Annotated in this window: 12 protein-coding genes; 4 read left to right on the forward strand and 8 right to left on the reverse strand. The window is 44.0% G+C overall.

What is annotated here, in order from left to right; translation table 11 throughout:
• Window positions 1-271: 271 nt before the first annotated feature.
• The 5 genes from JGK11_RS30600 to JGK11_RS30620 form a co-directional block, all read right to left on the reverse strand.
• On the reverse strand, window positions 272-3,073 hold the full coding sequence (locus JGK11_RS30600; RefSeq protein WP_293197570.1) for a site-specific DNA-methyltransferase: 2,802 nt from the start codon (window positions 3,071-3,073) through the stop codon (window positions 272-274).
• Window positions 3,066-3,473: a DUF5615 family PIN-like protein gene (locus tag JGK11_RS30605; protein ID WP_293177715.1), complete on the reverse strand. Its 408-nt coding sequence runs from the start codon at window positions 3,471-3,473 to the stop codon at window positions 3,066-3,068. The genes JGK11_RS30600 and JGK11_RS30605 overlap by 8 nt, the downstream gene beginning before the upstream one ends.
• Window positions 3,457-6,741, reverse strand: a complete 3,285-nt coding sequence (locus JGK11_RS30610; protein WP_293214201.1) for a BPTD_3080 family restriction endonuclease — start codon at window positions 6,739-6,741, stop codon at window positions 3,457-3,459. Before JGK11_RS30610 ends, JGK11_RS30605 begins: the two co-directional genes overlap by 17 nt.
• 470 nt (window positions 6,742-7,211) lie before the next feature.
• Window positions 7,212-8,270 carry a potassium channel protein gene (locus tag JGK11_RS30615; RefSeq protein WP_293177721.1) on the reverse strand — a complete coding sequence of 353 codons (1,059 nt, stop codon included), beginning with the start codon at window positions 8,268-8,270 and terminating at the stop codon, window positions 7,212-7,214.
• A gap of 333 nt (window positions 8,271-8,603) precedes the next feature.
• On the reverse strand, window positions 8,604-9,164 hold the full coding sequence (locus JGK11_RS30620) for a Uma2 family endonuclease (protein WP_293190025.1): 561 nt from the start codon (window positions 9,162-9,164) through the stop codon (window positions 8,604-8,606).
• A 309-nt stretch (window positions 9,165-9,473) separates the two neighbouring features.
• On the opposite strand from JGK11_RS30620, the gene JGK11_RS30625 reads away from it, so the two are divergent.
• Window positions 9,474-10,574 carry an iron-containing redox enzyme family protein gene (locus JGK11_RS30625; protein WP_293190021.1) on the forward strand — a complete coding sequence of 367 codons (1,101 nt, stop codon included), beginning with the start codon at window positions 9,474-9,476 and terminating at the stop codon, window positions 10,572-10,574.
• Between the two features lie 123 nt (window positions 10,575-10,697).
• On the opposite strand, the gene JGK11_RS30630 is transcribed toward JGK11_RS30625, so the two are convergent.
• Window positions 10,698-11,417 (reverse strand): methyltransferase, encoded by a 720-nt coding sequence (locus tag JGK11_RS30630; protein WP_293177730.1) that lies wholly within the window; start codon window positions 11,415-11,417, stop codon window positions 10,698-10,700.
• 326 nt (window positions 11,418-11,743) lie between these two features.
• Between JGK11_RS30630 and JGK11_RS30635 the strand changes: the two genes are divergently transcribed.
• Window positions 11,744-11,911 (forward strand): hypothetical protein, encoded by a 168-nt coding sequence (locus JGK11_RS30635; RefSeq protein WP_293190019.1) that lies wholly within the window; start codon window positions 11,744-11,746, stop codon window positions 11,909-11,911.
• 21 nt (window positions 11,912-11,932) lie between these two features.
• Here JGK11_RS30635 and JGK11_RS30640 read toward each other — a convergent pair whose 3' ends face one another.
• Window positions 11,933-12,175: a ChaB family protein gene (locus JGK11_RS30640; RefSeq protein WP_293206777.1), complete on the reverse strand. Its 243-nt coding sequence runs from the start codon at window positions 12,173-12,175 to the stop codon at window positions 11,933-11,935.
• A 198-nt stretch (window positions 12,176-12,373) separates the two neighbouring features.
• The gene (locus JGK11_RS30645) at window positions 12,374-12,838 is read right to left on the reverse strand and encodes a YqhA family protein (RefSeq protein WP_293177736.1); all 465 of its coding nucleotides are present in this window, start codon (window positions 12,836-12,838) and stop codon (window positions 12,374-12,376) included.
• A gap of 144 nt (window positions 12,839-12,982) precedes the next feature.
• On the opposite strand from JGK11_RS30645, the gene JGK11_RS30650 reads away from it, so the two are divergent.
• The gene (locus tag JGK11_RS30650) at window positions 12,983-13,285 is read left to right on the forward strand and encodes a hypothetical protein (RefSeq protein ID WP_293177739.1); all 303 of its coding nucleotides are present in this window, start codon (window positions 12,983-12,985) and stop codon (window positions 13,283-13,285) included.
• A 78-nt stretch (window positions 13,286-13,363) separates the two neighbouring features.
• Window positions 13,364-13,780, forward strand: a complete 417-nt coding sequence (locus JGK11_RS30655; RefSeq protein WP_293190015.1) for a hypothetical protein — start codon at window positions 13,364-13,366, stop codon at window positions 13,778-13,780.
• The last annotated feature ends 99 nt before the right edge of the window (window positions 13,781-13,879 follow it).

Consider the following 13,879-nt stretch of genomic DNA (forward strand, 5'->3'; position numbering starts at 1 on the left):
CCGAACGTTTAAAATATTTCGCGCCACCAGCAATTCTCAGGTGGGGAAGTTCACAGAATCTCGAATAATTTTTGTCGATCGCCCGAACACGCAAATTCATTTGCCAAAAAATGGGCACTTGAGTTAGTTGAATATGGATCTGAGGAGATTGTTACGCCCTGCCGAAGCATCTCCACAATTTCCGCAGACTTAGCCCCGGCCGATTCGTAATCGATCGGTCGCGGGTTCAAATCCCGCCATCGGCTTTAGGTTTTGTGAAGTGTCAAAAGTTCTAAAGACTTTCATACACTTTTAACACTTCATCCCCGTAGTGGTTAATCACCTTAACCGCAATCTTTCCCGATTTACCATTCTTGCCTTTGGGAGAATCAAAAGGACGGCTAGTAGTAGAATACATCTGACTCCAAGCATCTTCATCAATTTCTGCTTTCAGCGCCCGCTTTAATTTTTCATAAGGTTGGTTAGCACCTGTAAAATAGGCATGACGCACAAAAAAGCTTTCCTCATTGTAGTCAGTGTCAATAAACCAACAAGCAATATCATCAGGCGAACTGCTGCGAATTTCTCCTGTAGTCGGATCGTAAATATCTAAGCCTTTTAAGGTGACTACTAGCTGACCATTTTGGCGTTTTAACTCAATATCTGGTTCGCCAAATACCATAAATAAATTACCAGCCCCTGTTTTCTTGAGCAGTTCATCACCCAGTAACAAATCAGGATTCATGCGAGTGATTAAAACTTGCAATTTGCCATAACGTTTTGCTTCTTCATTAACATTAGGTTCAAAGGCAAAACCGCAGACAATTAATACATCATTCCCCAAGCCTTTAACAGCTTCTTTGGCAGCTTCTTTGATATCATCAACGCTGACAGTGCCGTATTCTGGCCCGATGTGGACTGCTACCCGCTTGATGGTTTCATCGCTTTCTGCGTACTCGCCTACAGCATGAATGTAAGTACCCGCATGAGATTCTAAATACTCTAAATTTTCAAACTTGAGGCGTTGATTTTTTAAAGTATTTTGGATTCCTGCCCTTTTCAGGTTGTCAATGATTCTGACTTCAAATTGATCTGATGCTTGGGTAACGCCTTCCTGTTCTGAGGCTGGGTATGCTTCATCAGTAGAAAGAATGCGGTGAGGTGAAAGACTTTCGACAGTAAACGGGCCAGTTATCCGAATGCGTTTATTGTTTTCATAAGGTTGGTCATAGAGTAGTTCGGTATCGGCATTACGCGCAATAGATTCATCGATTTCTTTCTGCCGTTGTTGCCTGAGTTGCCACCATTTAGCTATTAATTCTTTAGCTTCATCTGACCATTTGGCATCGGATTCTCTGGGAATTTCCCATTCTTCCCAGGATTTTTTGAGCAACTGGTTTAATTGAGTGCGAACTGGTTCTAGTTGTAACTGCCATTTGGCATGGATAGTATCAATTTCTGGATTATTGGCGATTGATCCCAATGTAACATGAGGAACGCGCTTATAAACAAAGCCTTTTTTGATTGCGTTGTCTGTCTTAGGTTGTGTTGATGGCAGTTGTTTAGTGATTTCGGCTTCTTTTTGGATGCCTTCAGGGGAGTCTGTTAGTAGGTAGTAGGGATATTTAGCAGACATGAGGCGAGTTCTAGCTAGTGCTAAGGCAACACGGCTTGTGTCGATGGTAATCCAACGTCTTCCCCATTGTTCGGCAACATACGCTGTGGTTCCAGATCCGCAGGTTGGATCTAATACTAAATCACCGGGATCTGTAGTCATTAAAAGACAGTTTTCAATTATTTTGGGATTTGTTTGAACTACATAAACTTTGCTTTCCGAGAAACCACCAGCCGTTTTTGCCCAAACATTTGTAATTTGGCTAACAGGGTAATCATCAAAAAAAGATTTATATCTAAGATATCCACCTAGTTTAATTATTCGGTTAGCTAATTTTAATCTTTGTATTCCTGGCAAATGCGTTTTCCAGCTTTTGCCCCTTAATGGATAAAATTTTTCGCCTTGATAATCAATAGGAAAATTTGTACTAGCTCCCCAACCAGTCGCAAGTAAATCGATGCGTTGAAAAATTTTTAAGTTATCGCTAATATGACTTTTTTCCTGCTTGTCTTCAGTTGTTAATCTCTGATGATTACCATCAATATCCTGTGCTAGAGTAAATTCAGAATTGCTTACTAAATCTTTTTCTTCATAGAGCTGTCTATATTTAACACTTTCTTTGTTTTTGGAGTACCAAATAATATAATCTTGAACCCCAGCGATGTATTTACTTCCTAGAGAAACTTTAGTAGTAGCAGAAATTTGAGTAATAAAGTTTTCGCTCCCAAAAACCTCATCCATCAAACACCGAACCAAATGCACATTGTCATCGCCAATCTGCACAAAGATACTACCAGTTTCCGTCAATAACTCTCTTGCTACAACCAACCGATCGCGTAAATAACTCAAATAAGAATGAATCCCTAACTCCCAAGTATCCCGAAAAGCTTTCACCTGTTCCGGTTGCCTTGTTACTTCTTCAGCCTTCCCATCTTTAACATCGCGCTTCCGAGTCGAAACCTGCCAATTAGAACCAAACTTAATCCCATAGGGCGGGTCAAGATAAATCATCTGCACTTTACCCTTTAAACCCTCCTTCTCCGCCAATGAATTCATCACCAACAGCGAATCACCCAGAATCATCCGGTTAGCCCACTTCACCCCATCCTTATGCTGATAAAAGTCAATTAATTGGTCAAACTCTAACCCATTGAAATCACTAAATAAACTTAATTGTTCCGCTGGCTGTTCTTTCTTAACCTGCTTCTTAAAATCCTCAATAATTGCGTGGGGGTGTATTTTTTCCTGAATATAAATCGGCACAGCAGGCACTTCTAAATCCTGACTGTCCTGTTCGTCTTTCCCCTGCCACACCAACTGCGGATCTAAAGACGGATCGCGGGGATAGAGAACTTTTTGAGGTTTTTTCTCGTCGTCAGCCATAAAATCACGCAACTCTTCAGTAGGAATATTAGCCCGTTTATCCTGATGTTTCACACTATCAATAGGTGTAGATTTGTCATTCTTTTTCCTAGGCATTAGTTATTTCCTTATAGATAAATGTTTGAATTTTACAGCCTTTGACATTCTGCTTTTGTACTCGAAACAATCGAGACTTCAATTCACTGAAATCTAAAATCAATTCATGAATTTTTAAGGCTTGTTGTTCATAATCAAAATCTCCTTGACATTCTTTACAGAGGATAATTCCACTGTGTTCTTTGACAAGCTTGTGTAGTTCAATAAAATCCTGCCTATTGAGCGTAATCACAGCCCGCTCTTGTTGATGGGCAAACTTGAGAACATCATCATCGGGAATTCCTTGATTAGCCTGTTTTGCGTCATAGGATGTCAACACATCATGTCCGAGATAACGAAGTTTGTTGACGATATCTAGGGGGAAATTTTCGTTAGAGTAAAGCCTAGCTATCTTCATCATCGTCATCCTGGGCAGCAATTACTCGATCGATTTCTGTTTGATGCTGTTCGTAGTATGACGAAGCTAATCTTAAATCTGCGGGAGTTAACCCCGGATAATTCCTCAGTATTTCCTCATCAGATGCCCCCAGTTTGTAAAAAGAAATAATTGTCCAGACAGGAATGCGTGTATTGCGTATCCTAGCATTACCTCCACAGACACCAGCGGTTTTTTGAATTGTACTAATATTCGTATCCGTTTGTGCTGTCTGCTTAGACAAATACATCCGAATAGATTTTTCGGCATTCCAAGGATCGGATATTTCTAAGAAATCCCAACGCCCTAATCCCCCGTGATTTTTTACTGCTGGTATCCAAAGAGTTCTAGCAGTCGCCACCTTAGCGGCTTTGTCCTTTCTCGCTTCCCCCGATACTTCCAAAATTAAATTCAGTAGTTCTTTTTGCCCATCATTAATTCGCACAATAAAATCAGGCAAATAATTTCTCTGTTCCCCATTGAGAGTATAGGGAATAGTAAAGCCTAAATTGTGATTTTTTACATAGGAGACAACCTCATTCATTTGTTCTAAGGATTGCACCATCTTTGATTCCCAATTACTATCGAGTACCACATGAGAAACATGACATTTATGAGGGTTAGTCGTATAAACCGCACGGGCGGTGTCAAAGTCTACATAGCGAGTCGAACCAAAAGTATCATAGGGGCGGAGAATTGGCTTTAAAGATTTTCGCAACTCTCCTTCCACAATGGCATGATAAATCTTGTCTGTCGCATCGTGGGCAAATTCAGTCAGCATTAACAACTGAGGATAGGTATTGTCTTTGTAACGGACACATTCTTTGAGCCACTGTTTAGTTATTTGCAAAACTTGGGGAAACAACCAAGCTTGTACATCTGCATCAAAAAAATGTATTGTAGTTTTTTCTGGTTTCTGATTCCCATCCCATCGAAAATACTTTTCTAAAGTTAGTTTTGCCAACAAAAAAGCGACTTCCTGTTCTCTGTGGGATTTCAATTGATCCAATGTATGAATACTGGATTGACCAACAATGGGAGCATTGACTGTAAGAGTAGGCAAATCAGCCGTAGAGATAACATATTGACAAACATCTGTAAAATTAGCTGTTAATTTGCCCCTACTAATGTCGTAGCGATAACCCGTCAATCGAGGGAAAGTAATTTCAGATTCATTTCGTTCTGCTAAAGCTCGAACACGGGTAGGGAGTGTTCCCCGCTTGGGTGTTTTATTAGAACCTGCACAGGGGATAAAAGCAAAGGGAATACCGTAAACTTCGGCATATTCGGGTTCATACATTCCCTCTTTATTCACTGCATAGTTAATCCGTCGCAGTCCCCGTCCAACAACTTGTTCGCACAACAACTGAGTGCCAAAAGCTCTTAACCCTAAAATGTGGGTGACGGTACTAGCATCCCATCCTTCAGTCAACATAGAAACAGAGACTACACAGCGAATGTGTTCCCCCAGTTTTCCGGGTTTACCAACGGTATTTAATACTTCGCGCAGTAACTCTTCTGGTGTGATTTTTTCGGGATCTTTACCTGGATATCTTTGTCGATATTCGGCTTTAAATTCTTCAATCTCCTGTGCTGTAATTTTTTTGAATTCAGCACTCATCGCCTCGCCTGATTCTAGTTGTTCGCTGTCTACCAGAATCGTGTTAGGTCTAGCTGTCCAGTTTTCGTTTTGGACGTTACTAAATAATGGTAGTTTACCGGGAGCTAAAACAGGTCTACCATCAGGATATTTTTTGCCAGTATCCCAGCCAGCAATATAGTCATAAACTAATTTAGAGACATTGGTATTATTACAAACAACGATAAATACAGGCGGTGTTTGTCCTCTGTCAGTAGCTTCTGTGTCCTGTTCCCATAATTCAAAAGCTTTTTTGTAGTTACTATAGAGACTTTCTAAGGCTCCCTCTAACTCTTTAGGAAGTTTTGGTTCGGGTGATGATTTACTTTCATCTTGGGTACTGCGTCCTTTCTTGGGGAGTTGATCGCGAATTAAGGGCCAAATACTGCGATAAGCAGGCAATTCGCCTTTCATGTTGTCGTCAGATACGGGAACGCGGGGAATTTTGACAATGCCTGATTCGATCGCATCAATCAAGGAAAAGTCAGAAACTACCCAAGGAAATAGATTGCCTTCTTGATAGCCAGAACCTTTTAAAAAGAACGGTGTAGCTGACAAGTCATAAACTACTTTGACCCCAATTTTTGACTTTATAGCTTCAATGCCAGAAATCCAAAGTTGTGCCTGATCGTTGCGTTTTTCTGCTTCTTTGCGGTCATCACCTTTGAGCTTGGCATCGTCATCACCAACGCGACGACGGTAACAGTGGTGAGCTTCATCATTAATCACGATAATGTTTTTCTTGTTTCCTAAACCTTTGCAAACTCGCCTTACCATTTGGTCTGGGGTTTCAGTGAAAGCACTTTTTTGTCCTTGGGCGAGAATATCTTTAGTTAACCGAGCTGCTGAATTAAGTTCTCGCAGTTTAAAGGCATGATAGTTAGTAATAACAATTTTAGCTTTTTCTAATTCTGGGATTAAATCTGGTGGTACTAGGTCAAGTTTTTTGTAGTAATTTTCAGCATCATTAGGTTGGAGTACCCGCAGGCGATCGCGCACGGTAATTCCTGGTGCTACTACTAAGAAAGCATCGCTAAATTTATTGTTCTGAGGGTTGGCGGCTTTATTAAGAGTATGCCACGCCATCAGCATTGACATGACTACTGTTTTACCGCTTCCTGTCGCCATTTTACAGGCCATGCGGAACAGCAGCGGGTTCGCATCTTCATTGAATTGTCGGAGTTGATTCTCAATCCAGTTATCGCCGCACTTTTTTGCAACTTCGGTGATATAGATAACTGTCTCTAAAGCTTCTATTTGGCAAAAATATAATTTACGTTCGCGATCGGGGTTAGTCCAATATGCCAACAATTTTTTAGTGGTAGGGGTAACGTAGAGATAGCCGCCACGTCTCCACAGGCTAACGCGATCGCGAATTTGGTTAATAAACTTGTTTTCTGCTACTCTGTCTTGTGTCCATTCACCTAGATTTAGCTCTAGTTGTTGAAACTGCTTGCTTTTTTTCTTCGGTTGGGCGATCGGGATAAAATAATGGCTGATGCGACGCTCTTCGAGAATTTCATCGGTAATACCATCATCGTCAAAGCGAAAGTGGTACTTGGGTTCCAAGAAGGCAGAGTTAATAATAGGATTTTCAATGACAACTTGATTCATCTATTTCCTGATACTTGTTATATGGACATAGCGATCGCCAATGATAGAGAATTCCTTATTCCCTAACCAATTGTCCCAAGGTCAGAGCAAATTCCCTCCAAATAGACTACCATCATAAATCATCCTTTTATCTATATTTTAACTGAAAATAAGTTACTTATATTTATATATCTACATAAAATATTATCTAAAATGATGGACTTCTGGAAATTGCTCATCTGCCCAAACCTCATAAAACAGTGCTGACACCAGCCATGCACCCACAAAGCAGAAATCTTAAACCTGGGCCCACAATTGGGACATTCCCAACCTGCGTAGGTGAAATCTGCCAAAGCGATCGCACCTCCCAACCCCACCAACTTCCCCAAGGATCGTCGGCGTTAACTCCTTCGCCCGCCGAAACCGCCCCAAAAGAGGACTGGCATTTTTGACGACAAACCCGTTTGTAGTGAGGACTTTAGTCCTTCAATTTAGTTCGGAGGGCGGGGGATGCGAAAACTTAGGGGGCTGAGGATTTGATTGAGGGCGCGCAATTGTTCGGCGGTGCCCAAACAAATTAGCATATCTCCTCCTTCGATCGCAGTTTCTCCAGTTGGCCCGACAATCAAAGTGCCGCCAGCCCGTCGAATTGCTAACACTAATGCCCCGGATTGCGATCGCAATTTGGCATTTCTCAAAGTTTCTCCGACGTAGACACAACTATTCGGATCTACCAGAAATTCTTCCATATAAAAAGAACTATCCGTACCCGTCAATACGCCGTCTAAAAAATCCATCACCTGAGGGCGCAAAGCAGCCGCTGCCATCCGTTTGCCGCCCGTAATGTAGGGGGATACAACGGCATCGGCGCCGCCCCGCTGCAACTTCTTTACGGCTTCTTCTGTGGTGGCGCGGGCGATCGCCCGTACCTTCGGATTCAGAGTTTTCGCCGACAGCACAGTGTACAAATTCTCAGCATCCGACGGCAAAGCTGCTACTATGCAAATTGCGCGATCGATCCCCACATTCAACAAAATTTCATCGAGTGTCGCGTCTCCCTGCACCGCCGTGTACCCCAACGCCAAAGCAGCCTGCACCGACTGTAGCGCCGAATCTACCACCACAAAAGGAATATTTTCTGCCTCAAATTCCAAGGCAATCTGTCGCCCCGTGCGCCCGAAACCGCAAAGAATGTAATGTTCGATCAAAGAATCCACCAAACGCCGCTGCTGCCTAATTCTTGCTCCTTCTTGAAAATATCCTTGAATCAGCGCTTCTGTAAAGCGGTTGACGATATAACCAATCACCATCACGCCCATCAAAATCAGGCACATGGTAAACATTCGCCCGCGTCTTCCGAGGGGGTGAATTTCACCGTAGCCGACAGTTGCTAAAGTAAATACAGTCATGTAAGCGGCATCGAGCAAAGGCCATTTTTCCACCAGCCAATACCAAAGAGTACCCGTGCAGAAAATGCCGCCAAGGGCGATGATGCCGCCCGTTAACTGTTTTTGCAGGCGCTGGTACTTTTGCTCTAGAGTTGAATACACCGATCGCCCTGACCTATTATTTATTACCTGCTACCAAATTTAAGCATATCAAGACTTACGCAAAAACCCGATTCATAGGAGCAAATCTAAAATCTAAAATCGACTGTCCGAGCGACTTTCAATCCCGTCGCAGAGGTGGCGATTGCTGGAATTGGCGAGCGGCAATTATTGCAGTGCGATCTGCAATTTGTATGAGGAGTATTTTCGCGCTCGCCTAGAATGCAAATAATCCTGAATTCAAAAAATAATGCAACTGCAAGCAAACTTAAAACCCATATCCACTAAGTCATTCCCAAATCTCAAATCTCAAATCTAAAATGGTATAATCCTGATTTAGCCGATCGCCAAATCCACACTAACTACAAATTCGGGAAAAGCCAGCGGCGACACTCGATCGCCCCGCCAAAACCTCAGCATTAAACTGTAACCGTTAACAGTCGGCTGGCGGTAAACTTCCAAGCAGTTTTCCTGTAAATTGACTATCCAGACTTCCTGAATTTGCGATCGGGCATAAATAGGAAGTTTCACATCTCTGTCATAGTCTATGGAAGTGTCAGCTACTTCTATTAATAGTAAAACTTCCGATGGGAGGGGGTGGGCGGTTGAATAGTAATCGGCGCGAGGTTGCAGCAATACTATATCAGGTTGCGGCTCAGTGCGATCGCTCAACTGAACGGGGTTCTGCACGTCAAAAGTAGCCAAATTTTCGGGAATTTGGCTGCACAGTCTGGCTAAGCGCCTCACAGAGGAAGCATGACGAGTTCCAATAGCGGCCATTTCAACAAGTTCTCCTTCTATCAATTCTAGGCGATCGCCCTCCGAAAGAATCCCAGCTTTACCCATCAGATGGTATTCTTCTACTGTGAAAAGTCTTTTGAGCAACTGCACAGCCATAACTTACCGTTCCTCTAATTAGTTCTTAGATTATAGTCGATCGAAACATAGCTATATTAACAGGGGTTATAAAAAATTATAACTTTGGTGGGATTTGTTTTTGACGAACCGCGAAGGCGCGAAGGACACGAAAGAAGAGGAAAGAAGAGGAGAGAAGAAGGGAAACTCACAAATATCTATCAATAGAAAGGTGTGTCCGGCTGAATGATTCGGTATCTTGAAAATAAGCAGCCAGAATCCTCAGCAATCTGCAACGGTTGGCTGTTTTGGCAGGCAGCACAATAATCTGAGTTAACATAACTTGATTCCATGCAAAATACCGCAGATTTACTCCCCAAAATTGACTCGCCGAGTCTTCCTAAAAAGCAACCCGCACTTCCAAATTACGAAGCAGCCGATCGCCAATTTGTCAATTTGCTGCTAGTGGATGATTTAGACAAGACGGTGGCTGCAAAACCGTTACTTGTTAGCGATTTTGAAAGCGCGATCGCCGTGGCGCTGCGATCGGCATATCAGCAACCGGAGGGCGATGAGGCCGCGCACCGTTTCTTGCAGCGCGTACTGTACCGCATCAACCGCCTCAACTTGTTTTGGTACGACGATTTGCGCCGCTACAACAACGAACGATCGCACTATTTGCGAGGAGTGCGCGATCGCATCGAAGAACCTTGGCAGCAGTGGGAAATCGCCCAAATCGACGTTGCAGCCGTGCAAAACATCGAGAATGTCAAGCAAGCCCTGCGCGATCGTGCAGCCGTCGATGTCGATCCTCCGCTGTCTGAGATCGATCGCTACCTGCGAGAAGAGATGACAGCAGCGGGATACAGACACCTGCTGGCGATCGCCTCCTTCGACGGTTTAGTGGAAGCCAGCCGTCTTTCCCGCATCCTCGGCGGGGCAGGCAACGAAATTCAGTCAACCCTGACGCGGGTGCTGATCGAAGAATACGGCGGCGGTCGCTTACCCCGCAAGCACTCGACCTATTTTGCCCAAATGATGGCAGAATTCGGGATGAGCACAGAACCGGAGGCGTATTTCGATTTAGTACCTTGGGAAGTGCTCTCCAGCATCAACCACAACTTCCTGCTTACCGAACGCAAGCGCCACTTTCTGCGCTACAACGGCGGACTCACTTATTTTGAGGTGGCTGGGCCCGTCGCTTACCGCAATTATCTAGGCGCCGCGCAGCGCCTGGGGTTGTCCCAGGCTGCGATGGGTTATTGGGAACTCCACATCCGAGAAGATGAGCGTCACGGGCGCTGGATGCTTGATGAGGTGGCGATCCCGCTGGTTGACAAATACCCGCAGGATGGGTGGGAATTGGTGTTGGGCTACGATCAAGAGAAGTCGATCGGCGATCGGGCTGCGTTGGCTGTAGTGCGATCGATCCAAGCAGCAGAACACAATTGACACGTAGATGGGGATTTGCCGTTGGGTGGGGGCGGGTTCACAGACAATAATTGCCACTCAACCCACAATCTAATCAACCCGCCCCCACCGATAAAACAACGAACGATCGATCCGTGCTGTATTTTACAAGGCTGTCATTAACTGAATTAGCTCGATCGACAAATCTCTGGGCGACTTTTGCTGCTTCTGAAACAAAACTCCCGCCAGCAGATAGATATTTTCCGAATAAAAAGCCATGCCCTGTTTTTGCAGATTGGCGATCGCGCTTTTCACCTTCGGTTCCGAACTGTAATAGCCAAAAGTTAGAGGTGCAATCTCAAAATTCGCCACCGAGTAGCCTCGATCCAAGGCATCATCGATCAAACCCACAGGATTAGAATAGCTCGAAACCATCAGCAAAACTTTGTCGCAGCCCAAAGATAAAAGTTTTTTAGCAATTGTAGAACCATCAGTCCCGCCGTGCAACAGCGGCTGATAGAGCTTGTCATCCGCCGCCGGCAAGTAAGGCGGATTTGAAATTATACAATTCGCCGACTGATATAAAGGCGAATCAAAAAAAGAGCAATTTTGGACAGTGTATTGTTCGCTCAGTTGATATTGCTTAATTTGAGACTCAGCAATTTTCGACGCAACCTTATTTAACTCAAATCCTTGTATTTTTCCGTCAAAATTAGTTCTGACCAAAGACTTAATAACTGGACTTCCCTCTCCGGAACCAAATTCTACTATAAGTCGAGAATTGTCAGCGGTATCTAACACTAAACTTTCCAAGCAGTGCGAGTAAAAATCAGATTCTTCAGGGCAATGAAATACCTGTTTTAGAGGATGGGATGAAGTGAGCATAAATTCTGTAACAAAGTTTACTTTTTTAAAGTTATCTAATAAATAATTGTGAAGCCATCTGTCGCAAGAGCTATTTATAAACTTTTTAAATCTCTCTCTTGCTATTTTATCTGCTGCGATCGTCAATGCTTATTATAGCGGTTCTCAGAAAGATGAGGTACGTTGTTGGGCTTGGGCCCTCTTGGTTTCAGTGGTTATATAACCTGTCAGTCATACCTCACCTTTTTGAGAATGAGAAAGGCTATAACTTATCAATACACTGCTTGGTTGGTAGTGAGGAATTCATTACTCGGAAAATGCGGACTTAATTCCTCGGAAAATGCGGAATGAATTCCCAACGATCGAACCTCAATCATATTGGTTCGATCGTTGGGAATTCATTCCTCATCAGACGAGAGATGACTCAAGTCCCAACGCTCAAACCCGATCGAGGTTATTTTAGCGGACACGATAGAACTGATAACGTTCGCGAGCGGGGACGCTCGCACTTCTGAGTCATGACTGATGACTAATGACTAATTACCACCAGACTGTACAGATTTGCGAGTTTGGTTAGTATCGTCGCCCTTGTGATGCCACGTGCCACCGTCACCTTGAACATACTCTGATTTTACGCTGTTCCAAGCAACGCGAGTAGCAGCATCTTGGCTCATTCCATCTTCGCTAGCGCTCTTAAAAGCCGCTTTAAAAATATTCTGCGCCCCTTGGGGGAGTTGTTGTGCTTCTGAAGGTAATGTGTCAAATTGTTGTTCTGGCATAATGGTCTCCTTTTTTTTAACATAAATGCTATTTTATATAGAATAAACAACTACCTTCCTCTCTCTAAAAGCAAATTTAAGACAGCATTTATCTCAGTCCGAAGACCGATGTAATCTTAAATTTATTAGTTTCAGAAAAAGGAACTTGCTTGCCGTTGCTGGTGGCACGGAATTTGGGTAATTTACCCGATCGCACAGCTATAAATCTGACTTCGGCTTTTTCACCTGCGAACTTAGAAAATACGTCAGCGAAGCGATTACTAAACCGATACTCCCTCCCAAGGGAAGGATGTTCGGATCGCCCTTCCACCTAACTACCTCAGCGAGAAACAATACGCTCAATACAACGACGATCACGCTGGTGAGCTTGGTTTTGAGATCCTCGATGCTGTGAATTTCCAGCCAGTGGGGTACTTTTATGCGCTCGTCAATGAACAGCTCGTAAAGTCCGAGGGCAGTAATGTAAAATACTGTGGCTAACAGAAACAAATCTACAACTTCGATCAAGGACAGAATCAGTTGTTTGGAGTTTTCGCTGGAAACCGCTCCTGTAGTTAGAATGTGGCCGATGGTAGCGACTGTTTCCAGCGCGCCGTAGACCAAAGGTAATAGCTTAGAAACTATTGAGTCTGTGGGGTAAGTTTCAATTGGAAAAACAATCAAGGAAACGGGACTAAATTTGCTCTCTTACCTTCATTATCCCGTAGCGAATATGAAAAGAGTTGTACGTTCCGTTGTCAATTTGACCATAAGGTTTTGCAATCAAAAGCGATCGCAGGACTCTACAAGGCAAAAGCAAGCATAACCATGAAATCTTCTAAATTGTTGAAAGTTGTTTTAGCAGGGGCTTGTACTTTAGGTTTAGCAACGGTTTCCTTAGCAGTGCCTGCTTCTGCCCAGTCGGGAGGCGGTGCAGGCACGGGTACTAGCGGTACGACAGGTACAACCGGTACCAGCGGTACAACTTCGGCGCCGACTGAGACTAATTCTGGAGTTTTGAGCGATCGGCGCGATCGCCCCAACAATCTGGGCTGGCTGGGTGCCTTGGGCGCGTTAGGTTTGCTCAACTTGTTTCGCAAAAAAGACGATGCAGCGTCGGTTCGTCGGTAGTTTCGGGCGATTCACGCTCGGGATAGATTCGCACGCGCGTACTATTGAAAACTTGAAAACATAGAGGCTTAGAAATTCATGACTTCACCAAATCGCCAAAATTTGTTCGTAAAATTGGTTACTGTTGCCGGAATTGCCGGCGTTAGTTCCTTGCTCGCCGTGCCCGGATTCGCAGAATTGAACCGCCAGACTAACGACTCGAACAATTCTAATTCTGCGGGCTTGATTGCGATCGATCCCAACAACAATACCAATCCCGGCGGCCGTCCTTTTGACTCGACTAATCCGAACTACACTAACGATTTGGGGGGCAGTCCTTCGGACTCTACAAATAGCCCCAGCAACAATAACAATCCCGATCGTTCTTCGGAAGATCCTGTGAGCGATCCGAACAACAATACCAATCCGGGCGGCCGTCCTTTCGACTCTACTGTCCCCAGCAACAATAACGATGCCGGCGGCCCTAGCAACACTCGCAATAGCCCCAGCAACTAGAATAGACCTCTTGCAAAAATCCTTTTAACCAAATTTTGGGACGGGCTAGAAGCCCATCCCACAAGAAAAAAGATTTTTGTGGGATGGGCTTCTAGCCCG

This window comes from Microcoleus sp. PH2017_34_RAT_O_A (assembly GCF_020737885.1).
Classification (GTDB): Bacteria; Cyanobacteriota; Cyanobacteriia; order Cyanobacteriales; family Microcoleaceae; genus Microcoleus.